A 23,063-nucleotide genomic window follows, 5' to 3' on the forward strand; every position below is an offset into this window, starting at 1 on the left:
GTTGGGGAAAGCCTTGGTCTTGACCTTGCCCTTGTCCAGGTCGCGGACCCACAGGCAGTCGAGTTTCTGCTTGCTGACGTCAATGCCGATATGTGCCATCTCGTTGTCTTGCCTTGTTTCGTACAGCCTCTCTCGTCGATGCGAGGGGCGTTGGATACCGTTCAAACTATTGAGATCAAGGTGCCTGGAGGGGCCTATCTACGGATCAGGGTCTGTGCCCATCAGGAGCTCGACGGGTTACCCTCCAGACCAGTGAGGCGGTGGTAGCTAATCACCCCCTCTCGAGAGACACAAGGAGCTCGATTCATCGAGCGATCGGTGCCTGTCGCCATCGCCCGGTAAACCGGGCTCCTACCTCGTGCTGTCAGTTACATTGGCACTGGAAGGTCCGACTCTATTTCTCTTCCGATGATGAGCACGTCCTGTAGGAGCTCGATTCATCGAGCGATCGGTGCCTGTCGCCATCGCCCGGTAAACCGGGCTCCTACCTCGTGCTGTCAGTTACATTGGCACTGGAAGGTCCGACTCTATTTCTCTTCCGATGATGAGCACGTCCTGTAGGAGCTCGATTCATCGAGCGATCGATGCCTGTCGCCATCGCCCGGTAAACCGGGCTCCTACCTCGTGCTGTCGGTTACATTGGTTACTGGCAGGCCTCGCAGCCCAGCTCATCGATTTCTCCCGCCGAGGGTGCGCGCTGGCCGCCCTTGCCGCTGAGGAAATCCTCGATGCCGCGCGGTTCCTGGGCCTGCGGCGTAGGGGCCGGTGCCGGAGTTTCGCTTGGTGCGCCCGAGCCGCTGCCCACGGCGTTGTGCCGGCCACGATCGACGGTGGACTTCTCCACCGCGGTGGCCCCCAGGGCGCGCAGGTAGTAAGTGGTCTTGAGTCCACGCAGCCAGGCCATGCGGTAGGTGACGTCGAGCTTTTTGCCCGAGACACCGGCGATGTACAGATTCAGCGACTGGGCCTGGTCGATCCACTTCTGGCGCCGCGAGGCGGCCTCCACCAGCCACTTGGGCTCGACCTCGAAGGCGCTGGCATAGCGGGCCTTGAGATCCTCCGGTACGCGGTCGATGGGCTGCACCGAGCCGTCGTAGTACTTCAGGTCGTTGATCATCACCTCGTCCCACAGGCCGCGCTCCTTGAGGTCGCCCACCATGTAGGCGTTGACCACGGTGAACTCGCCGGACAGGTTCGACTTGACGAACAGGTTCTGATAGGTCGGTTCGATGGACTGGGTGACGCCGCAGATGTTGGAGATCGTCGCCGTCGGGGCGATCGCCATCACGTTGGAGTTGCGCATGCCTTGGCTGGCGATCTTCTCGCGGATGCGATCCCAGTCCCGGGTGGTCGAGGTGTCGATTTCGAGGTAGTCGGCGCCGCGCTCCTGCCTGAGCTTCTCGATGGAGTCGATGGGCAGCATGCCCTGGCTCCACAGCGAGCCGCCGAAGCTCTGGTACTGACCGCGCTCGGCGGCGAGATCGCTCGAGGCCTCGATGGCGTGATAGCTGACCAGCTCCATGGAGGTGTCGGCGAAGCTCACCGCGGCATCGCTGGCATAGGCAATGCCCTGTTTGTACAGTGCATCCTGGAAGCCCATGATGCCGAGCCCGACCGGGCGGTGCTTGAGGTTGGCGTTCCTCGCCTGGGGCACCGCGTAGTAGTTGATGTCGATGACGTTGTCGAGCATGCGCACGGCGGTACGCACGGTCTTCTTCAACTTATCGCCGTCGAGTCGGCCGTCGACCACGTGGCTTGCCAGGTTGACCGAGCCCAGGTTGCACACCGCGATCTCGTCGACGGAGGTGTTCAGGGTGATCTCGGTGCACAGGTTGGAGGAGTGCACCACCCCGGCATGGCTCTGCGGGCTGCGCAGGTTGCAGGGGTCCTTGAAGGTGACCCACGGATGGCCGGTCTCGAACAGCATCGACAGCATCTTGCGCCACAGGTCCTTGGCCTTGACGCGCTTGTAGAGCGTGAGCTGACCGGTATGGGTCATCGCTTCGTACTCTTCGTAGCGCTTCTCGAAGGCGGCGCCATAGAGGTCGTGCAGGTCCGGGCAGGTGGAAGGCGAGAACAGCGTCCACTCCTTGTCCTCGAACACCCGCTTCATGAACAGATCCGGCACCCAGTTGGCGGTGTTCATGTCGTGGGTACGCCGGCGATCGTCGCCGGTGTTCTTCCTGAGTTCGAGGAACTCTTCCACGTCCAGGTGCCAGGTCTCGAGGTAGGCGCAGACCGCGCCCTTGCGCTTGCCGCCCTGGTTGACCGCCACGGCGGTGTCGTTGACCACCTTGAGAAACGGCACCACACCCTGGGACTTGCCGTTGGTGCCCTTGATGTAGGAGCCCAGCGCGCGCACCGGCGTCCAGTCGTTGCCGAGGCCCCCGGCCCACTTGGAGAGCATGGCGTTGTCGCGGATCGCCCCGTAGATACCGTCGAGCTCGTCGGGCACGGTGGTCAGGTAGCAGCTGGAGAGCTGGCTGCGCACGGTGCCAGCGTTGAACAGGGTCGGTGTGGAGGCCATGTAGTCGAAGCTGGACAGCAGCTCGTAGAACTCGATGGCCCGCCCTTCGCGGTCGTCCTCGTTGAGCGCCAGGCCCATGGCGACACGCATGAACATCACCTGGGGTAGCTCAAACCGCACCTCGTCGCGATGAATGAAGTAGCGATCGTAGAGGGTCTGCAGGCCGAGATAGGTGAACTGGTTGTCGCGGGTGTGATCCAGCGCGTCGCCCAGGCGTTCGAGATCGAACTCGGCCAGGCGCGGGTCGAGTTGCTCGAACTCGATGCCGCGGGCGACGTAGGCCTGAAAGGCCGGCTTGTAGAGCTCGGCCATGTCTTGATACGTGGCCTCTTCGGCGATCTCAAGAAAGCTCAGCGCCTCGCGGCGCAAGTTGTCCTGCAGCAGCCGGGCGGTGACGTAGGTGTAGTTGGGGTCCTTCTCGACCAGGGTGCGCGCGGTCATCATCAGCGCGGTGGCCACACCGTCCTGGGAAACGCCGTCGTAGAGGTTCTTCAGCGAGTCGTCGACGATCTTCTTGGCATCGACATTGGCCAGGCCCTCGCAGGCGTCCTGTACCAATACTTCGATGCGTCCCAGGTCCAGCGGCCGAGTGCTGCCATCGGCCAGGGTCACGTTGAGGGTCGGATGCGGCTTGGCGATATCACCGCCGGCCGCCTGCCGGGCGCGGGCATGCTCTTCCCGGTAGAGCACGTAGGCGCGGGCGACCTTCTGCTCGCCGGCGCGCATCAGGGCCAGCTCGACCTGATCCTGGATATCCTCGATGTGCAGGGTGCCGCCATCGGGCATGCGACGCTGGAACGCCTCGACGATCTGCTGGGTGGCACGGGCGACGAAATCGCGGACCCGGGAAGAGGTGCCGGCATTGTCGCCCTCGACGGCGATGAAGGCCTTGGTCATGGCGATCGAGATCTTGCCGGGATCGAAGGCGACCACGTCGCCGCCGCGCTTGATCACGCGAAGCCGCTGGGGTGCGGTCAGGTTCACTGAGGTCTGGTCAGGGGAGTGGATGGTTGCCATGCTGCCGGGATCCCTGGTGTGTGGTATGAGGAAGTCGTACGTTGGCGCATCGCTCGGGTAGCACTCGATACGCTTGCAAGCCGCCTTTTCATCGGGGTTGACAGCCTTGGGCGGGCTTGCAGGAAAAATACATCATATGGTGTTTTATTTAATCTAGACCACAAGATAATGTGTCATGAGGCGCACGGCAAGTGACTATCCTGTGGATATCTTGTGCCTTCCCTGGGGGCGGGAGCATTCTGGCGAGACAAGCCGCGGGTTACGGTCTGATTAGAAAGAAGGTAAATAAGTGTGAAGCGGAGGACCGTCGAAAGAAGGGCGGTTTGAGGTATCCTTTGCCGCTATCCGCTATGGTTGAGAGTGACCATCTCGTAACCTCCTGTAGCAAGGTGTAGCATTGCCCGAGACACGGTGGTCTGCGTTGCCACTTAGCCGAAATAGGATGGACGACAGCTTGGACAGCAAACAGAAGGACCTCGTACTGATCATCGAGGACGACGAGCGCCTGGCCAACTTGACCCGGGAATATCTCGAGGCCAACGGCTTCCGGGTCGCGATCGAAGCCGATGGGGCGCACGGTGTCGAGCGTATCCTCGAGCTCGAGCCCGATATCGTCATTCTCGATCTCATGTTGCCTGGTGAGGACGGCTTGTCGATCTGCCGTCGGGTCAGGCCCCAATATGCCGGTCCCATATTGATGCTGACCGCGCGAACCGATGACATGGATCAGGTGCTCGGCCTGGAGATGGGCGCCGACGACTATGTGCCCAAGCCGGTTCAGCCCCGGGTGCTGCTGGCACGCATGCGCGCCCTGATGCGCCGCAGTGACCAGATCGAGAGCAACAGCGGTGCCGCGCGACTGACCTTCAACGACCTGTTGATCGACAGCGCCACCCGGGAGGCCTGGCTGGGCAACGAGCGCATCGACCTGACCAGTGCCGAGTTCGACCTGTTGTGGCTCCTGGCCGACAACGCAGGACGGGTGCTGACCCGGGAGGAGATATTCTCGGCGCTGCGCGGCATCAAGTATGACGGCCAGGACAGGTCCATCGACGTGCGCGTGTCGCGTATTCGTCCCAAGATCGGTGACGATCCCAACCAGCCGCACCGTATCAAGACGGTTCGCAGCAAGGGCTATCTGTTCGTCAAGGACGTCTGACCGACATGCGCCGTACCCTGGCCGACAGTACCTTCCTGCGTGTCTATGCCACGCTGTTGCTGGCGCTGGTGTTGACGTTCGGACTGGCGATGATGGGGTATCTGATGGTCGACCAGGTGCGTCGCGAGTACTATCGCGAGCGGTTGGCCACCACGCCCATGGCGCTGCTCACGACCCTGCTGACCGAAGTGCAGCCGGTGGAGCGCGAGACCTGGCTGCAGCGCCAGAGCGAACGGCTCGACATGCAGCTGTCGTTGCACCATCGCGAGGAGCAGGACTTCAATTATTTCCAGCGCCGTCGCCTCGACGATGGCCGACCGCTGGTAATGCACGACAGCCAGAATGACTGGCACCTCTGGCGTCAGATACCGGGCGAACCCTATCTGCTCAAGGTGACCCTCTCGCAGCTCTCCGGGCAGCAGTTGCGGGGGCTGGTCGACAGCCTGCGAGACTGGCTCGAGGCCCTGGAGGCGCCAGAAGCCCCCCTGAAGGCCCTGGTCGATAAACAGTCGCTGCCCATCACCCTCTCCTCGACGCCGCCGGAAACCCTCGACTCTCATCAACGCGGACGGCTGAACGACGGTGACGTGGTATTGCAATGGATGGCCGAGCGCGGATCGATCTCGGCGCACGCACGCCTGGTCTCGCCCCAGGATGGCGCCCTGCGCTGGCTGAAGGTCGGCCCGGTCTATGCCTTCGACACCATGCCACTGACCTTGACCCTCGGGTTGGTGCTGGTGTCGCTGATGGTGCTGGCCGGGGCCATCTACCTGATCGTGCGAGGGGTCGAGACACGCATGGCGCGGCTCGAGAAGGCCGCGACCCGCATCGCCGGCGGTTACCTGGATACCCGGGTCAAGGTGGAAAGCAGCGATTTCATGGGGCGCCTGGGCATGGCCTTCAATGGCATGGCGGCTCAGGTGCAATCGCTGCTGCGCGCCCAGCAGGAGATGATTCGTGCCGTATCCCATGAGCTGCGCACCCCGGTGGCACGCATCCGCTTCGCGGTGCAGATGGTCGAGGACATGACCGAGCAGGAGGCGGTGCGCCGTCAATTGAAGGGGGTCGATGGCGACATCGAGGAACTCGATCAGTTGATCGACGAGATCCTCACCTATGCCCGTCTGGGCAGCGACAACGCCAGCGGGGTCAGTCTCGAGACCGACAGTGTCGATTGCCGTGCCATGGCCTCGCGGGTGGTGGACGCCCTGGCCTCCTTGTACCCGCAGATCACCATCGAGGTGGTGTCCGGCGAGGAGATCGAGGTCGTCGCCGAGCCCCGCTATCTGCAACGTGCGTTGCAGAATCTCGTGGCCAACGCCTGCCGACATGCCGATTCGCGGGTGTCCATCAACCTGTCCCGGGATGCCCGGGCGGTGCGCATCGACGTGGAAGACGACGGCCCCGGCGTGCCGGAGAGCGATCGCATGGATATCTTCAAGCCCTTCGCCCGCCTCGACAACAGCCGGGCGCGCCGCTCCGGAGGCTATGGCCTGGGGCTCTCCATCGTCCAGAAGGTGATGCTGTGGCATGGGGGGAGCGTGGTGGTCGACGATAGCCGGCGCCTGGGCGGAGCCCGCTTCAGCCTCCTGTTGCCGGTGTCGGTGCAGGCGACCCGCGAGACCCCGGCATGAAGAACAGTATTCATCCCGACGCAACGAATCAGGACAACAACAATGAACCTAACACCGCAGTTCCTGAGTGGCCACTGGTCACTGGCTAGCTTCATCTATCGATGGCCCGATGGCCGTGAGCTGGCGCCCCTTGGCGAGGCCAGGGGCCAGCTTCTCTACCTGCTCGATGGCGACTCGCCGGGCCGCATGGCGGTACAGGTGGTGGCCAGCCAACGACCACCACTCGACCCGAATAGCGAGGCCAGCCTGGCGGCGCACTTTTGCAGCGGTTTTGCCTATGGTGGTCGCTGGTCCCTGGAAGGCGATACGGTGCATCACGATATCGAGGTCGCCAGCCTGGTGTTCTGGGAAGGCACGCGGCTATCCCGCGAACTCCGTTTCGAGAACGACCGAATTATCCTGTCCACCCACGAGCCCAGCCCGCAGTTGCCGGAGGGCGGGTATGAGACCCGGCTGGAATGGCAGCGCTCCAGAATCGACTGATCGTATCGCCGAGTGCAGTAGATCGGGAGCCCAGTTCTCACGCCGGCTTGATGCCCTCGAGCACCGCAAAGGACGTTTCCCGCGCGGTACGCAAGAAATCCTCCATCCAGGGCAGGTCGCGTTGCTCCGTGCGAATCGCGGCGAACAGCGTGCTCCATACCCCATGCTCCCCCAAGGGCAGGGCGCGGATGTAGTTGCGCTCCAGGTACTCCGTCAGCGCCCAGTTGGGAAGGGCACAGACGCCGCGTCCGCTGGCCACCAGCTGCATCATCATCACCGTCAGCTCGGCGGTGCGTATCTCCCGGGGCGTGACGCTGGCCGGGTCGAGAAACTGGGTGAAGACATCCAGGCGGCTATGTTCCACGGGGTAGATGATCAGGGTTTCCTCGGCGAGCTCCTCTGCGGTGATAAAGGACCTGTCGGCGAGCCGATGCTGCCGGGAGAGGGCCAGCAGGCCCTCGTAGCGGAACAGCGGCTCGTAGTGGATGCCGGTCAGCGCCTGGGGGTCGGCGGTGATCACCAGATCGAGCTGCTCGCGTGACAGGGCCGGCAACGGGTCGAAGTTGCGCCCGCTGGGGATGTCGACCTCGACTTCCGGCCAGTGATCACGGAAACGATCGATGGTGGGCATCAGCCATTGGAAGCAGCTGTGGCACTCGATGGCCATGTGCAGCCGCCCCTGTTCCTCGCCGGCCAGTCGCGCCAGGTCCCGCTCCGCCATGCGCACCTGGGGCAACACCTGCTCGGCGAGTTCCAGCAGTCGCTCTCCGGCGCGGGTGAAGGTGACCGGTCGTGTCTTGCGCAGAAACAGGGGGGTGTTAAGGCGTTCTTCCAGATCCTTGATCTGGTGTGACAGCGCCGACTGGGTCAGATGGACGCGTTCGGCGGCCTCGACCAGCGAGCCGGCCTCGCGCAGGGCTATCAAGGTCCGGAGGTGACGGAGTTCGAGCATGAGGTGAAAGTCATTCACGTTGATGGTTGATTAATTTAGTTTGATTCACCTTTTGCTGCCAGTGCCCTGCCCTCGATGGCATAAAACGGCACCGAACAAGGCAGTGATCGTGGGATGAAGAGCTGCCGGTGGCTGATAGCATAACTTCTTGGCAATGACTTTTTCGTTCAGGAGGCGGTTGTGAGATTCATCGTACCCGGGGTTGCTGCACTCGTTTTGTCGGGCTGTACCACGCTGGCTTCGGCGCCACCGACCTCTGCGCCGCAGACGGAAGAGCGGACTTCCAGCCAAGCGCCTGCGAGCAGTGCCGAGAAAGCGACCCGCAAGCCTTCGTCGCCGTTGCTGCCCTCGGCCTTCTTTGCCGATGGTGCCGAGGCATTCATCGCCTGGCGCTGTACCCCGGCCCAGGACCTGATCACCGCCTTTCCCGACAATCGGCTGCGGCTATGGTCGAGCCAGGGGCACTACCAGCTGGAGCGTGCCGTGGTGGCGTCCGGCGAGCGCTACGCCAAGGCCGATCTGTCATTCTGGAACAAGGGCGACGAGGCCACGGTCGAGAGTGCGAATGGTCGACTCGAATGCCAGCAGGACACGCAGCGCAAGACCTGGACGCGTGATCAGCATCCAGACACGATCTTCTATGCCCGGGGCAACGAGCCGGGCTGGACCCTCAGGCTGGATCGCGAGACGTCGCAGTTGAGCTGGGTGACGGATTACGGCAAGCGTGCCCTGACCCTTCCCTACGGGGTGGCCAGCATCGTCAACGGCCAGCAGGCGCGCATGACGCTGGTCAGCCAGGACCCAGCCCAGCCCCTGACGGTCGAGATGGAGGCACGAGCCTGCTTCGACGACATGAGCGGCAAGCCCTACCCGGTACGCGTCACGCTGACCTCGGGCTCGGACCAGTGGCGCGGCTGCGGTCAGGGGATCGAGAAGCGGAAGTAGGAAGGCGAGCAAAGGCTGCGGGCAGCCTGCAGCCGGGCGTCACTGGCGCGCTGCCTGGCAGGCGTCGGAGGGCCCTGCCTGAGGGGTACCGGCGAAGGCCGAGGGACACAGGCGCATGGTGGGGGAGAAGACGCGACTCGCCAGCAAGGTCAGGGCACCCTGGTCGACCGGACGCTCCGGCAGCAACTGGGTGGTAGTCGGTTCCCAGCCGTTCTCGTTGCGGGTTGCCAGCAGGAAGCTGAAGGGGTGAAAGCCGGGCACCCCCAGGCGCAGGTCCGTGGCAATCAGGCCGACAGCCTCGTCGCTTGCCTGGGTGCGGTAGCTCAGGAATGGCCCGGCGAACCAGTAGAGTCGCTGTCCGCTGGCCGTGTCCAGTGCGACATTCTCGTAACGCGTGCCCCGGGAGAAACGTTCGAACAGCGGCGGCTGGGTATCGAACAGCCCCACCAGGGCTTCCCGGTAGTCCTCGCCGTCGATCACCGTCACCCGCCACAGCAGGGTGTTGAACGGTGTGGGCTGCACCAGTCGGGGAGCATTCTCCAGACCCTGTGCGGTCAACACCGAATCCATACGCGCGTCGATGGTCCATTTGCCGCCGAGAGAAAACAGCAGGTAGACGCTGGACAAGGCCAGCCCCCAGGCCAGGGATCGCGGTCGATAGCCTCGAAACAGCCCGTAGGCCACGGCAAGGAACAGGGGCAGGGTATACAAGGGGTCGATGATGAAAATGGTCCCCCAACTGGCCGGCGGGGTACTCAGTGGCCATAGCAGCTGCGTGCCATAGGCGGTAAGGGCGTCGAGCACGGGATGGGTCAGCAGGCAGGCGCCGTAGAACAGCCACCAGCGCTTCAGGGAGATATGTCGCAGGGGCGTGAATCTTGCCGTGACCAGGGCCAGTAGCGTGGCCAGCGCACCCAGCACCAGTAGCGAATGGCTGAAACCGCGATGATAGGTGTAGTCGGCGACGGCATCGCCATAGTCGATCAGCACGTCGAGGTCGGGCAGAGTGCCCAGCACGGCACCGGCGACCAATGCCTTGCGCCCCAGGGGACGGCCCAGCACCGCGCCGCCGACGGCGGCCCCGAGGCAGGCCTGGGTCAGAGAATCCATGGGAGTCGAAGGCCCTTTGTCATGAAGGAATGCCGGTCAATCTGCTGTAAAACCTGATAACAAACGCGGTGCTTGGACTAGTCTATCTTAAGAGCGCTTCAAGGTTTCATCATGAAGCGACCCCTGCTTGCTGCCCTGTGAAGGGTTGATGAGCGTTGGCTGTCGAAGGAAGGGTCAACGCCCCCGAAAATCGCTATAGCGAGACGACAATGACAGAAAACCAATCTTCTGGCGAGGGCGGTCATGCGCCCAGAGACTCACTCATCGATACCGATTACGTCGTCGGTCAGGACAACATGGAAGGCAGTTTCGGAACTGTCGAATTCGATATTCACAATCCGGTCTTCGGCATCTCGGCCGGCATCACGGTTCTCTTCATCATCCTGACGCTGCTGTTTCCGGACAGCGCAGGCCAGGTCTTCCAAAGCGTGGTGAATTTCTCCACCGGCACCCTTGGCTGGTATTTCTTCATCGTCGTCGATCTCTACCTGCTGTTCTGCATCGCGCTGGTCATCTCGCCCTACGGGTCGGTGCGGCTAGGCGGCAAGGAGGCTCGCCCCGACTACTCCTATCTCTCCTGGTTCTCGATGCTGTTTGCCGCCGGCATCGGCATCGGGCTGCTGTTCTTCGGCGTGCTCGAGCCGGTCTATCACATGGCGGTTTCCTCGCCTCTCGGGGTTCCCTCGCCCATCGGGCCGGATGGCGAAATCATCGAGGCGAACATCGCCGAGGCCCGCGCCCTGGGCATCGCGGGCACCTATCTTCACTGGGGTCTGCATGGCTGGGGGGTCTACGCGGTCATGGCCCTGGCCTTGTCCATCTTCAGCTACAACAAGGGGCTGCCGTTCTCGATTCGCTCTGCCTTCTATCCGGTGCTGGGCGAGCGCGTATGGGGCTGGACAGGCCATGTGATCGACGTGCTCGCGGTCTTTTCCACCTTGTTCGGGCTGGTGACCTCCCTGGGGCTGGGGGCGCAGCAGGCCAATGCGGGCTTCAACTTCGTGTTCGGCATGGAGATCAGCCTCACCGCACAGATCATCATCATCGTCGTGGTCACCGCCGTGGCGCTGGTATCGGTATGGCGTGGGCTCGACGGCGGTGTGAAGGTGCTCTCCGAGATCAACATGGTCATGGCGTTCTTCTTCTTCCTCTTCGTGCTTTTCGCCGGCCCGACCCTAGTCGCGCTCGGCGCCTTCTGGGACGGGCTGGTGACCTACGTGAAGGAGTTCGTGCCGCTCTCCAATCCCTTCGGACGCACGGACGACACCTATCGCGAGGACTGGAGCGCCTTCTACTGGGCCTGGTGGATCTCCTGGTCGCCCTTCGTCGGCATGTTCATCGCCCGGGTCAGCCGAGGCCGCACAGTGCGCGAGTTCGTCATCGCCGTGCTGCTGGTGCCGAGCTTGCTGATCTTCATCTGGATGGGGGTCTTCGGCGGTACCGCCATCGATCAACTCTTCGCCGACCCGGAAAACAGCCTGGTCAAGGCCAACGTGATCGATAACTACAGCCCCGAGCTCTCGCTGTTCGGCATGCTCAACGAACTGCCTTTTACGAGCCTCGTTTCGACCATCGCCATCATTCTGACCCTAATCTTCTTCGTCACGTCGTCCGACTCCGGCTCCCTGGTGGTCGACACGATCACCGCCGGCGGCAAGACCGATGCGCCCGTCGCGCAGCGCATGTTCTGGGCGACGGCGGAAGGCATGATCGCGATCGTCCTGCTGGTCGGCGGAGGGCTCACGGCGCTGCAGGCGGGGGTGACGGCGACCGGGCTGCCTTTCTCGCTGGTGCTGCTGGTGATGTGCTATTCGGTGTGGCGAGCGCTGGCCAGCGAGCCGCGTTGAGCAAGGCTCGCCGGGAGCGTCATCGCGGCTTCTGTCTCCAGGGCGGGTGGCAGGCGAGTATCCGGGCCTGGACCGGGCACTCGTCTCGATGCGCCCCGGGCAGATGGCCGGTGCTCATGAGGAACTCGTTGACGATCTCCGGCCCGGTGAATCGGAAGGTGCGCTTGAACAGGCGTACCCACTCCTCCAGCGACAACGGATGGTGCATATCGAGCCAGGCCTTGAAGCTGCCGTGTTCGCGCTGCAGACCCTCGACGACCCCGGCGTTGTGAATGGCGGCATCGACCTTGCGCCGATTGCGGATGATGGAGGCATCGCCGAGCAGCCGTTCGCGCTCGCTGTCGCCGTAGGCGGCGACCCGTGCCACGCAGAAACCCTCGAAGGCGGCATTGAAGGCAATCGCGCTTCTTCAGCACCGTCAGCCAGGCAAGCCCTGCCTGGTTGATCTCCAGCACCAGGCGCTCGAACAGCACGTCATCGGATGTCACCGGGAAGCCGTATTCGTGATCGTGATACGGCCCATGGAACGGATGGCCTGGCGCCAGGTCGCAGTAATCGGGCATGCAACACACCTTGTCGAGTGACCGAACCCGTCGGTTGATGCGACGGAATGTCGGAACGACATCCCGCAGGGCAATGATCTATCATGCCGCAATCGGTGATAACAGAAAAAGCGAGATTCGAAATGGTCGGAATGTCTTCTTGCAAGAGCCTTCGCCAAGGGATTGCCGCACTGGCGCTGGGGCTGATCTCTACCTCCCTCTGGGCCGCCCCCATCGTCGAGATGTGGAAAGACCCCAACTGCGGCTGCTGCACCGCCTGGGCCGAGCACATGGAGTCCCAGGGGTTCGATGTGAAGGTCCACGAGACACGACGGCTCAATGCCGTGAAGCAAGAGCAGGGGGTGCCACCGAAGCTCGCCTCCTGCCACACGGCGACGGTCGGCGGCCATGTCATCGAGGGTCACGTGCCGGCCCAGGACGTTCGTCGTCTGCTCGAAAGCGATGCCGAACCCGCCGTGCTGGCGGTGCCAGGGATGCCGCACGGATCGCCGGGCATGGAAACCGGGCGCACGGATGAGTATGCCGTTTATCTCTGGCGCCAGGGCAGCATGGCGGAGGTTTTCGAAAACTATCCCAAGTGAACACGAGGCAACACGCAACCCACCATCGGGAGCCTTCTCTCATGCAGTACCTACACACCATGGTGCGCGTCAGCGACCTGGACGCCTCGCTGCGCTTCTACTGCGATCTGCTCGGGCTCGAGGAGATCAGCCGCAAGGAGAGCGACAAGGGTCGCTTCACCCTGGTCTTCCTCGCGGCGCCCCAGGACAGGCAGCGTGCCCGGGAGGATCGCGCGCCGATGATCGAGCTGACCCACAACTGGGACCCGGAAGAGTACAGCGGTGGGCGAAATTTCGGTCATCTGGCCTATCGGGTGGAGGACATCTACGCCCTGTGCGAGAAGCTTCAGGCGAATGGCGTGACCATCAATCGGCCGCCCCGGGACGGCCACATGGCCTTCGTGCGCTCGCCGGACGGGATTTCCATCGAGTTGCTGCAGGCCGGCGATGCGCTGCCTGCCCAGGAGCCCTGGGCGTCCATGGAGAACACCGGGACCTGGTAGAAGCCTGTTAATGATCGACTGCACTCATTGATGGACTTTGCGCGCGGCCTATCGCCAAGGAGGGCTCATGCAGCCAAGCGACTCGTTACGCGCCGCCTTTCGCCGTGAAGCCGAGGCCTTGGACGGCATCGATCTGGAGGCCTATCGCCAGTTCGACAGGGACCCCCTGGAACCGGTGATCGGCCTGGGCCCCCGTGAGGCTTCCATCGGGTTTTTCGGGCGCGATCCGGGACGTCAGGAGGTCAAGTGGGGCGAGCCCTTCGTCGGCAGCGGCGGCCAGAAGGTAAGAGAAGGGCTCTACCAGGCACTGCATGGCGAGCCGCTGCCGGACTTCGAAGCCTCGATCGAGGTTGGACGGCATGTCTTCTGGGCCAACACCGTGCCCTACAAGCCGATCGGCAACAAGGCGTGGTCCATGGCGGTCAAGAAACGTTTCCAGCCGCTGATGGCGGAATTGCTGGTCAAGCACTGGCAGGGACGCACGGTGATCACCCTGGGGCGCGAGGCCTTCCTGTGGTTCGGCATCCATCAAGCGAGGGAGGTACGCCAGGCGCTGGAGGCCTTCTGGCAGCGAGAGGACCGTTTCGAGGCTACCCACCGGACGACACTGGCACTCGAGAACGGCCAGTGTGCGACCTTCGACCTGGCGCCGCTGCCCCACCCCTCACCCCTCAACCAGGCCTGGTACAAGCGCTTCCCCGATCTCCTTGAAGCACGTCTGAAGGCACTGAACGTGACCGCGTTCTCGGCGATGCCGTGATCCCCTAGTCGGGGCGGATTGCCATCCGACCACTACCCAGGAACACCATCGCCAGGGCGCCGAACAGGAACATGCCCTGCAACTCGAGGGCCCACCCGCCGCTGTTTCCCAATGTGAACAGTTCGTCCGTGTGAACTAGAATGATCGCTACCACCATGTTGGCAGCGATCAGCAGTCCGGCCACCCGTGACTGCCAGCCGAGCAGCGCCATCACCGGTGCCACGATTTCGCCGACCAGTACCCCGTAGACGAGGAACTCTGGCAGCCCGTGGCTGGCGACCTGATCGCCGATCCAGTTCAGGCTGTCGGGATTGAGCAGCTTGGCGATACCATGAAGCAGGACCAATCCGCCAACGCTGAGCCGCAGGATGAGTTTGCCCAGCGCCTCGTTGTGCAGTGCATGGAGCATGCAGATTCCCCCTGGTGGGTGATAGCTAGAGAGATAATGAAAATACCGCAATCGTGAATTAATACACTAGTTTTTTGGTTTTAATCGGAGGCTTCTCGGTGGTGGTGTAAAAGGCATGATCGCCGGCCTCGATTGCTTGCCTTGTCGATGACAATCCACGCAAGACGATGGAAAGAGAGTGCGGTGCTTATGTACAGCGGTGTATTGCGATCCTTCTGGATGCGTGTGCTATCTCCACCGGTCGACCTGGCTCCCGAGCGCCGTCGCAGTTTCCAGATATTCGCGCGTACCTATCTTTTCGTAACGGCCGTTCACGTCGCCTTCATGCCACTTTTCCTGTGGGTGGGCATTCCTTTATTGACGGGGCTGAACCTGCTGTGCATCGCCGTCAATGTGCTGGCGATCAGGCTGCATTGTCACGGCTATTTCGTTCTGGCTTTGCTGATCAAGCTTGCCGCCGCCGCCATATTGATTACCGTTGCCAGTATGCTGCTGGGTAATGACATCGGCTTCGAATATTATTTCTTTATCATTCTTTTCGAGATATTGATCAGCGATCTGTCACGGCCCCAGAAACTGCTGCTCAGCGGCATATTGATGAGCCTATTCCTGGCCATGATCCATTGGCTGTCCGGGCTCCTGGGCAGCTGGTCGCTCGGTGAGCCGGCACGCGAACTGCTGCATGCCGTCAATCTGGCCACCGTATTCATCCTGATTACCTTCATCGCCATGCAGGTCTATTCCGTCTCCGAGACCACCGAACGCCGCTTTCGCAGCGATGCGTCGCGAGATTCCCTGACCGGGGTCTACAACCGCCGTGCCATCATCGAATGCGCCGAGGCGCTCTGGGAGCAACGCCGCTCCCTCGCCTTGCTGCTGCTCGATGCCGATCATTTCAAGCAGATCAACGATACCTACGGGCACAGCGCCGGTGACAAGGTGCTGCGCCATATTGCCCAACTGCTGCAGCGCACGCTGCGCGAAGGCGACAGCATCGGCCGGGTCGGGGGCGAGGAGTTCCTGATCCTGCTTCCCGATACCTCCTGCGACGAGGCCTTGAGCGTGGCGTCCCGTCTGCGTGACCAGCTGGTGGCTCAGCCTTGCCCCCTCGGCAAGCGCACCTTGCCGGTGACGCTTTCCATGGGCCTGGCACTCTCCTACGAGGACAAGGCGTTGCAGGGCGTGATCGACCTGGCGGATCGACGCCTGTATGTGGCAAAGTCCGCGGGGCGGGATCAGCTGGTGGCCGAGGGGGGGGACTCCCTCGAGACCATGGTACATGGCGAGATATTCACGGGTTCCTCTTCCAGGGAGGTGTGATCGCCACTTCCCGAGCCTGCGTCAGCCAATTCGACTCTACAGGGGAAACAGGAATGCGGTCATGGGTTCCATTGCTGCTGTCATCATTGATCGTGCTGGGCGGATGCGGCGCCAAGCCGCCGGTCGGCGACGAATCAGCTGCCTCCGACTCGCAAGCGACGTCACCGCTGGTGGGAAAACGCTGGAAACTGACGCTGATAGGCACCGACGAGCGTTGGCAAGGGCAGCGCGATGCCTATTTCGAGCTGACGCCCTCGGAGGGTGGCGTCACCCTCGCCGGCAGCGATGGCTGCAACCGGCTGACCGGCGAGGCGACGCTGGGCGAGTCGCGCCGCATCGCGATCAGCGAGCTCGCCAGCACACGCATGGCCTGCCCCGGGCTGCCGCAGTCGGCCCGGCTTGGTACCCTGCTGGACCGGGCCTATCGCTACCTGATCGACCATGATCGCCTGGTGCTGCTGGGCCGGGATGGTCGGGTACTCGGCGGTTTCAAGCAGCAGAAGTCGCCGGAATAGAAGACGGGAAGCCCGCCAGCGGCTCGATCCACCCGCTAGCGAAGCCTCCGCGTGTCTTACAGGGCGCCGATCTTGGCCTGCTGCTCGGCCAGCACACTCCGGCTGGCCCGGGCCTCCGTCAACTTGGCGCGCTCCTTCTCCACCACCTCGGCCGGTGCCTTGGCGATGAAGCTCTCGTTGGAAAGCTTCTTCTCGACGCCGGCGATGAACTTGTCCTGCTTGTCCAGCTCCTTGGCCAGGCGGGCGAGCTCGCTCTCCTTGTCGATCAGGTCCGCCATGGGCACCAGCACTTCCATGTCGCCGACCAGCTGGGTCGCCGAGAGTGGCGCCTGGGCCGGATCATCGAGCCAGTCGATGCTGGACAGCTTGGCCAGTTTGGCCAGGAAAAGGCGGTTGTGCGACAGCCGCCGGCGATCGCTGTCGTCGCCCTTGGTCAGCAGCACGTCCAGTTGCTTGCCCGGGGCGATGTTCATCTCGGCCCGCACGTTGCGTACGGCCACGATCACGCCCTTCAGCCATTCGATGTCGCGATCGGCCTCATCGTCGATCCTGTCCGCCTCGGCCTGGGGCCAGGGCTGGTTCATGATCGACTCGGCACCGTCGCCAGCGGCCTTGCCGGCCAGGGGGGCCACCCGCTGCCAGATCTCCTCGGTGATGAAGGGCATCATCGGGTGGGCCAGGCGCAGGATGGCTTCCAGAACGCGTACCAGGGTGCGGCGGGTGCCACGCTTGGCCGCCGCCGATGCCATCTCGTCCCACAGCACCGGCTTGGAGAGCTCCAGGTACCAGTCGCAATACTCGTTCCAGACGAATTCGTAGAGGGCCTGGGAGGCATGGTCGAAACGGAACTCTTCCAGTGCCCGGGTGACCTGGGCCTCGGTCTGCTGCAGCTTCGACACGATCCAGCGATCCGCCAGGGAAAGTTCGACCTCGGTATCGGCGAGGCCGACGTCTTCATCCTCGGTGTTCATCAGCACGTAGCGCGAGGCGTTCCACAGCTTGTTGCAGAAGTTGCGAAAGCCGTCGAGACGCCCCATGTCGAACTTGACGTCACGTCCGGTGGTGGCCAACGACAGGAAGGTGTAGCGCAGCGCATCGGTGCCGTGGGGCTCGATGCCCTCGGGAAACTCCGCCTGGGTGGCCCTGGCGATGGCTCTGGCCTTCTGCGGCTGCATCAGGTTGCCGGTGCGCTTCGCCATCAGGGTATCCAGATCGATACCGTCGATCAGGTCGATGGGGTCGAGCACGTTGCCCTTGGACTTGGACATCTTCTGCCCCTGGGCGTCGCGCACCAGGCCGTGCACGTAAATCTGCCTGAAGGGGACCTCGCCGGTGAACTTCAGGGTCATCATGATCATCCGCGCGACCCAGAAGAAGATGATGTCGAAACCGGTGACCAGCACGCTGGTGGGGTGGAAGGTCGCGAGTTCCGGGGTGTTCTCCGGCCAGCCCAGGGTGGCGAAGGTCCAGAGTCCGGAGCTGAACCAGGTATCCAGCACATCCTCGTCCTGGGTCAGCAGGGCGTCGGGGGCCAGGCCGTATTTCTCCCGGGCCTCGGCTTCCGAGCGCGCCACGAAGACGTTGCCTTCCGGGTCGTACCAGGCCGGGATGCGATGCCCCCACCACAGCTGGCGCGAGATGCACCAGTCCTGCAGGTCGCGCATCCAGGCGAAGTACATGTTCTCGTAGTTCCTGGGCACGAACTGGATATCGCCATTTTCCACTGCCTCGATGGCCGGCTTGGCAAGCGACTCCACCGCCACGAACCACTGGTCGGTGAGGTAGGGTTCGATGACCACCTGGGAGCGGTCGCCGAAGGGCTGCATGATCTTCTTGTTCTCGACCAGTGGCCGCTCTGTTCCCTCTTCGTCTCGCCGTGTCACCGCGAGCCCCTCGGCGGTGATGGCCTCGACCACGCGCCGGCGTGCCTCGAAGCGATCGAGCCCGCGCAGCGCTTCCGGCACCAGGTTGACGTCGGAGACGTCACCCACCTCCTCGCCCCGGGCGGCCCGAGTGGCGATCTCGGCGCTGGCCTCGTAGGAGAGTCCGTCGCTGCGCATTTGCGCCTTGCGATCCATCAGGTTGTAGAGCGGAATACCGTTGCGTTTCGCCACGGCGTAGTCGTTGAAGTCATGCGCCCCGGTGATCTTGACGGCCCCGGAGCCGAAGTCGGGATCGGGATACTCGTCGGTGATGATGGGAACCAGGCGCCGATGCTCCTTCGGCCCGACCGGGATCTCGCACAGCTTGCCGACCAGGGGCGCGTAGCGCTCGTCAGTCGGATGGACGGCAACGGCACCGTCGCCCAGCATCGTCTCGGGGCGTGTCGTCGCGATGGAGATGTAATCCCGGGTCTCGCGAAGCACGACGTTGCCGTCCTTGTCCTTTTCGACGTATTCATAGGTCTCACCGCCCGCCAGCGGGTACTTGAAGTGCCACATGTGGCCGTCGATCTCGACATTTTCCACCTCGAGATCGGAAATGGCGGTCTCGAGCTTGGGGTCCCAGTTGACCAGGCGCTTGCCGCGGTAGATCAGGCCTTCATCAAAAAGGCGCACGAAGACCTCCTGCACCGCCCGGTAGAAGCCGTCGTCCATGGTGAAGCGTTCCCGGCTCCAGTCGACGCTGGCCCCCATGCGCCTCAGCTGGCGGGTGATATGATCGCCGGATTCGGCCTTCCACTCCCAGACCTTGTCGATGAACGCCTCGCGGCCCAGGTCATGGCGACTCTGCCCGGTGTCTGCCGCCAGCTTGCGCTCCACCAGCATCTGGGTGGCGATGCCGGCGTGATCGGTGCCGATCTGCCATAGGGTGTCGTGGCCCTGCATGCGTCGCCAGCGGATCAGGGTATCCATGATGGTGTCCTGGAACGCATGACCCATGTGCAGGCTGCCGGTGACGTTGGGCGGCGGGATCATGATCGAGTAGGGCGCCCCCTCGCCGGAGGGCGCGAAGCGGTTGTCGGCTTCCCAGCGCTGATACCAGCGCCTTTCGATCTGCTCGGGTTGGTACGTCTTGTCCATGGAGTGCTCGGTCTGAAGAGGGTGACGTTCGCTCGTAACCCTCGGGCGAACGCAGGCAATGTCGAAAACGAGGGATTATACCGTCGCGGGTCGCCAACGTCATGAAGGCGTAGTGGCCCTTTCCCGTTGGAGCGACGCTGGCCCGACTGGGGTAGTATGGCCGTTCGAATGGGCAGGAACGATGTCATGGGCAAGCCGTTGGATACGCGTCGCTGGTTGTGGCGAGCGATGATCAAGACCTCGCTGATACCGCTGGCACTGGCGGGGGGGGGGTTGATCGGTATCTATGTCGTGACCTACAAGCTGATGTACGAGCATCAGGTGGCCCTGCTGGAGGAGGAATCCAGCAAGCTGCTGTCTCAGGTCCTCGAGCGCGAGTCGCGGCTGATGAAGGCGGACCTGAAGGGCTGGGAACGCCAGGTGGAACTGCTGGCCGATGCCGCAGGCCGCGCCCTTCACGCCCCTGTGGGCAAGGCGCGGGTCGTCGAGGAGCTCGATCGACATCGTCGCGAACCCAGCGGCGTCTATCACGCCCCCTTCGATGACGGCAGGGCGGCCTCCTACTATTCTGCACTGACGCCTCCGGCGATGCAGGACCAGCGCAAGATCGCCCAGCTCGCCTCCCTGGACCCCCTGATGAAGGGGCTGGTCGAGGGCGATACGCGGGTGCGGCAGGTGTATATCAATACCTTCGATAGCTACAACCGGCTATGGCCCTGGTTCGATGCCCAGGGTACCTACGATAGCCACATCGACATTCCCTCGTTCAATTTCTATTTCCTTGCCGATGCACGCCACAATCCCGCACGTCGGCCGGTATGGACCGATGCCTACGTCGATCCCGCGGGAAGCGGCTGGATGATCTCTGCCGTGGCACCCGTCTATAGCGACAGGTTTCTCGAGGCCGTGGCAGGGCTCGACATCACCCTCGAGGAACTGATCGATCGGTTGCTGGCGGTGGAACTTCCCTGGTCGGGATACGCCATGCTGATCGATGGTGATGGCACGCTATTGGCGATCCCGCCGGCCGGGCAGCGCGATTTCGATCTGATGGCCCGGGGGGCGGCAGCCGATACCACCCCGCACAAGGCGCGCTTCAGTCCGCGTCACTTCGACCTGCTGCAGTGGAGTGACGATCCGGTGTTCAACGAGGTGCTTGCCGAGCAGCGTGGCAGCGTAAGAACGCGGCTCGGCGGGGAGCCGCGACTGCTGGCCTGGCACGAGCTGGAGGAGGTGGACTGGAAACTGATGGCGGTCATCGACGAAACCTCCGCTTTCGTTACCGGCGACTCCCTGGGGCGTGCCTTTCGCGAACTCGGCCTGTGGATGGTCACCGGTCTGCTGCTGTTCTGCCTGGTGACGCTCGCGATCATTCGACAGCGCTCCCATGCCCTGACCCGCATGCTGGTTGCACCTTTGCACCGGTTGCAAGCCATGGCGGCGGATATCGGCGCCCGTCGTGCGGTGAACAAGCCGAGCTTCCGGCTGAGCGAGTTCAACGAGGTGGGAGATGCCCTGGTCAACGCCAGCCAGGAACGGGAAGGTGCGCTTGCGGCCCTGGCCGCCGAGAAGGAACGCTTGCGTCTGGCGCTGGATGCCAGCGGGGGGGCGGTGTGGGAATACGACATCCTGAATGATCGATTGACGATGCATGAGAGCGTGTTTCACATGCTGGGGCTGGAGCCGGTGGCGGCGATTCCCCTGGCAAGCTTCCAGGCGCTCATCCATCCCGATGATCTGCCGAGTTTCGAATCCCAGCGACGCCGGGCAGTGGCGAAGAAGATCGCGGTGGGGGAGATCGAGATGCGCCTGCGCCTGCCGGATGGGCGCTGGTTGTGGGTGCTGACTCGGGGCAGTGTCCTGAGACGCGACGAGGCCGGCGAGGCGCTTTATGCCACCGGCGTGGTGTTGAACATCCACCACCGCAAGCGCGCCTCTGCCGAGCTGGAGCGCGCCCGGGATGACGCCAGCTGGGCCCAGCACGCGCAATCGCGCCTGTTCTCGCGGGTGAGTCACGAACTGCGCACGCCGCTGGGGGTCATCCTCGGCTACACCGATCTGCTGCAGGACAGTGACAAGTCGCGGCTCGACGAGCAGGCGCGAGTGTATCTCGTCGAGGTGGCCCGCGCCGCCGAGCGCCTGGATGAGCTGCTCGAGGATATGCTGCAACTGGCCAGTCTCGAGTCCGGTGAGCTGACGATCGAGTGTACGCCGCAGTCGGCCTTGCGTTGCCTGCGGCGCAATGCCAGGCAGTTGTCGGTGCGCGCCCTGCGCAGTGGGGTACAGCTCGAGGTCGACGCCTCGGCGACGAGCACCTGGTTGCTGGGCGACCGGCAGCGGCTCGATCAGGTATTGCAGAACCTGATCGTCAACGCCATCAAGTACAATCGTCCGGGGGGCTGGATCAGGCTCAGCGCCTGGGCCGAGACGGATGGCGTCTGTCTCGAGGTGGCGGACAGTGGTCAGGGTATCGCCGAAGAGTCGCGGGCTGAGCTGTTCCAGCCCTTTTCACGGCTGGGAATGGAGCACAGCGATATCAGGGGCTCCGGTCTGGGCCTGGCGCTGAGCATGGAGTTGGTGCGTCGCATGCAGGGCCGGATCGAGGTGGTCAGTCGACCCGGCCAGGGCAGCCGCTTTCAGGTCTGGCTGCCCCGGGTGGACGTGCAGGTCCATCAGAGCGCCGTGAACCGGGCGTTACCTGTCGAGGCGCGCCTCGAGCGGCCGCTGACGATGCTGCTGGTCTGCAGTGACGAGGAGACGCGCATTCGCATGGAGGTGCTGGCCGAGCATCTGGCGACCTTGACCCTGTCGAGCACTCGGCGTCAGGCCCGGGCACTGCGCCTCGTCAATGAACAGCCCCCGGACTTGCTGGTGTGCGGCACACCTCTCGAGCTTCATCAGGCCGCCGAGCTGCTGCGTCGCTGTCGCAGATTGAAGGGCGATCCGGCGGTCCAGGGCTACTGGATCGGGCCACCGCCCCTGCCCGAGGGATTCAAACAACACTGGCAGCAACCGCCGCGAATGGAAGACGTGTGGGCGGCGTTGCAGCAGGTGGGGAGTGTCACGTCAGGTGATGAGCCTTGACCGGATAGCCACGCCGCTTGTAGGTCTGCCAGCACTCGCGCTTGGCGGCCAGCACGTCCTGGTGCTGATTGATGATCTCGGCGACCCGCTCGAAGCGCGAGAACCACTCGGGGATTCCCGGGTCCAGGTTGAGCATCGCCTCGATCCCGGGCTCCGGTGCCTCGCGCCAGTCGATGGTCACGGGCACTTCGGCAAGCCCACCCCCGACGATCCCGTGAGGCACGTAGCTGTCCGGCCGAAAGTCCCACAACCTGGCATCGATGAAATGCGCCTCGTCCTCGTCCGTGACATGGACATGCAGTCGGTACCCCTTGCGATAGATGGTCTCGACCAGCCGGCAGGCGAAGTCGAGCCGGGCCTCGCGGGTGGTGTCGGGGAGGATGTAGAAGTCGATCTGGGTCATGGGGCTTTGCCTGGGAATTGGCTGCGCTCGATCATGCTGCGTTAAAAATGATCCATCCTAGATTGTCGTGATGCCGCAAATCTGCCGGAAAGTTTAGCGTAGGAGCGCAGATCCTCTGCGCGAACGGCGCCGTCAGGCGCCGAGTCGAGCCGGTGCCGCTGCGCGGCATTCGCCCGATGAATCGGGCTCCTACCACCCCCGAGATCTGGGCTTTTGTAGGAGCTCGGTTTACCGAGCGATAGGTGGCTT

General features: G+C 63.3%; 18 protein-coding genes and 1 pseudogene. 11 read left to right on the forward strand and 8 right to left on the reverse strand.

All coding sequences use genetic code 11. From position 1 onward, the window contains the following. Positions 1-643: 643 nt before the first annotated feature. The gene (locus BUA41_RS18065; protein ID WP_072825530.1) at positions 644-3,544 is read right to left on the reverse strand and encodes a ribonucleoside-diphosphate reductase subunit alpha; all 2,901 of its coding nucleotides are present in this window, start codon (positions 3,542-3,544) and stop codon (positions 644-646) included. A 442-nt stretch (positions 3,545-3,986) separates the two neighbouring features. On the opposite strand from BUA41_RS18065, the gene BUA41_RS18070 reads away from it, so the two are divergent. From BUA41_RS18070 to BUA41_RS18080, 3 genes are read left to right on the forward strand one after another with little or no spacing between them, the layout of a single operon-like run. Beyond that, positions 3,987-4,703: a winged helix-turn-helix domain-containing protein gene (locus BUA41_RS18070; protein WP_072825532.1), complete on the forward strand. Its 717-nt coding sequence runs from the start codon at positions 3,987-3,989 to the stop codon at positions 4,701-4,703. A gap of 5 nt (positions 4,704-4,708) precedes the next feature. Next, entirely contained in the window at positions 4,709-6,337 is a 1,629-nt protein-coding gene (locus BUA41_RS18075) for an ATP-binding protein (protein WP_072825535.1), read from the forward strand. Positions 6,338-6,379: 42 nt separating this feature from the next. After that, entirely contained in the window at positions 6,380-6,820 is a 441-nt protein-coding gene (locus tag BUA41_RS18080; RefSeq protein WP_072825537.1) for a lipocalin-like domain-containing protein, read from the forward strand. A 37-nt stretch (positions 6,821-6,857) separates the two neighbouring features. Here BUA41_RS18080 and BUA41_RS18085 read toward each other — a convergent pair whose 3' ends face one another. Beyond that, positions 6,858-7,772, reverse strand: a complete 915-nt coding sequence (locus tag BUA41_RS18085; RefSeq protein ID WP_072825539.1) for a LysR family transcriptional regulator — start codon at positions 7,770-7,772, stop codon at positions 6,858-6,860. A gap of 180 nt (positions 7,773-7,952) precedes the next feature. Here BUA41_RS18085 and BUA41_RS18090 point away from each other — a divergent pair, with 180 nt between their 5' ends. Then, positions 7,953-8,717, forward strand: coding sequence for an MliC family protein (locus tag BUA41_RS18090; protein WP_072825541.1), 765 nt, complete (start codon positions 7,953-7,955; stop codon positions 8,715-8,717). A gap of 39 nt (positions 8,718-8,756) precedes the next feature. Here the strand turns inward: BUA41_RS18090 and BUA41_RS18095 are convergent, their stop codons facing one another. Next, positions 8,757-9,827, reverse strand: a complete 1,071-nt coding sequence (locus BUA41_RS18095; RefSeq protein WP_072825542.1) for a metal-dependent hydrolase — start codon at positions 9,825-9,827, stop codon at positions 8,757-8,759. Positions 9,828-10,036: 209 nt separating this feature from the next. Between BUA41_RS18095 and BUA41_RS18100 the strand changes: the two genes are divergently transcribed. Further along, entirely contained in the window at positions 10,037-11,674 is a 1,638-nt protein-coding gene (locus tag BUA41_RS18100; protein WP_072825544.1) for a BCCT family transporter, read from the forward strand. A gap of 19 nt (positions 11,675-11,693) precedes the next feature. Here BUA41_RS18100 and BUA41_RS19550 read toward each other — a convergent pair whose 3' ends face one another. Then, on the reverse strand, positions 11,694-12,041 hold the full coding sequence (locus BUA41_RS19550) for a DNA-3-methyladenine glycosylase I (protein WP_245791962.1): 348 nt from the start codon (positions 12,039-12,041) through the stop codon (positions 11,694-11,696). Between the two features lie 64 nt (positions 12,042-12,105). After that, a pseudogene (locus tag BUA41_RS19555) lies at positions 12,106-12,237 on the reverse strand (DNA-3-methyladenine glycosylase I); the annotation flags it as partial. Between the two features lie 131 nt (positions 12,238-12,368). Between BUA41_RS19555 and BUA41_RS18110 the strand changes: the two are divergent. The 3 genes from BUA41_RS18110 (at position 12,369) to BUA41_RS18120 (ending at position 14,060) form a co-directional block, all read left to right on the forward strand. Then, entirely contained in the window at positions 12,369-12,818 is a 450-nt protein-coding gene (locus BUA41_RS18110) for a DUF411 domain-containing protein (protein WP_072825563.1), read from the forward strand. 41 nt (positions 12,819-12,859) lie between these two features. Beyond that, positions 12,860-13,300, forward strand: a complete 441-nt coding sequence (gloA, locus tag BUA41_RS18115; RefSeq protein ID WP_072825546.1) for a lactoylglutathione lyase — start codon at positions 12,860-12,862, stop codon at positions 13,298-13,300. 67 nt (positions 13,301-13,367) lie between these two features. Continuing rightward, a complete protein-coding gene (locus BUA41_RS18120; RefSeq protein ID WP_072825548.1) occupies positions 13,368-14,060 on the forward strand; it encodes a uracil-DNA glycosylase family protein in 693 nt (230 codons plus the stop codon). A gap of 4 nt (positions 14,061-14,064) precedes the next feature. Here BUA41_RS18120 and BUA41_RS18125 read toward each other — a convergent pair whose 3' ends face one another. Next, positions 14,065-14,469: a DoxX family protein gene (locus tag BUA41_RS18125; RefSeq protein WP_072825550.1), complete on the reverse strand. Its 405-nt coding sequence runs from the start codon at positions 14,467-14,469 to the stop codon at positions 14,065-14,067. A 324-nt stretch (positions 14,470-14,793) separates the two neighbouring features. Here BUA41_RS18125 and BUA41_RS18130 point away from each other — a divergent pair, with 324 nt between their 5' ends. Together BUA41_RS18130 and BUA41_RS18135 are read left to right on the forward strand one after the other, a co-directional pair. After that, positions 14,794-15,789, forward strand: a complete 996-nt coding sequence (locus BUA41_RS18130) for a GGDEF domain-containing protein (RefSeq protein ID WP_175547011.1) — start codon at positions 14,794-14,796, stop codon at positions 15,787-15,789. A gap of 53 nt (positions 15,790-15,842) precedes the next feature. After that, positions 15,843-16,304, forward strand: coding sequence for an META domain-containing protein (locus BUA41_RS18135; protein WP_072825554.1), 462 nt, complete (start codon positions 15,843-15,845; stop codon positions 16,302-16,304). Between the two features lie 56 nt (positions 16,305-16,360). Here BUA41_RS18135 and BUA41_RS18140 read toward each other — a convergent pair whose 3' ends face one another. Continuing rightward, on the reverse strand, positions 16,361-19,327 hold the full coding sequence (locus BUA41_RS18140; protein WP_072825557.1) for a valine--tRNA ligase: 2,967 nt from the start codon (positions 19,325-19,327) through the stop codon (positions 16,361-16,363). A 186-nt stretch (positions 19,328-19,513) separates the two neighbouring features. On the opposite strand from BUA41_RS18140, the gene BUA41_RS18145 reads away from it, so the two are divergent. Continuing rightward, positions 19,514-22,411 carry a sensor histidine kinase gene (locus BUA41_RS18145; RefSeq protein WP_072825559.1) on the forward strand — a complete coding sequence of 966 codons (2,898 nt, stop codon included), beginning with the start codon at positions 19,514-19,516 and terminating at the stop codon, positions 22,409-22,411. On the opposite strand, the gene BUA41_RS18150 is transcribed toward BUA41_RS18145, so the two are convergent. Then, positions 22,389-22,814, reverse strand: coding sequence for a DNA polymerase III subunit chi (locus tag BUA41_RS18150; protein ID WP_072825561.1), 426 nt, complete (start codon positions 22,812-22,814; stop codon positions 22,389-22,391). The two genes, BUA41_RS18145 and BUA41_RS18150, sit on opposite strands and share 23 nt — an antisense overlap. Between the last annotated feature and the right edge of the window lie 249 nt (positions 22,815-23,063).

This window comes from Modicisalibacter ilicicola DSM 19980 (assembly GCF_900128925.1).
GTDB classification, from domain to species: Bacteria; Pseudomonadota; Gammaproteobacteria; order Pseudomonadales; family Halomonadaceae; genus Modicisalibacter; species Modicisalibacter ilicicola.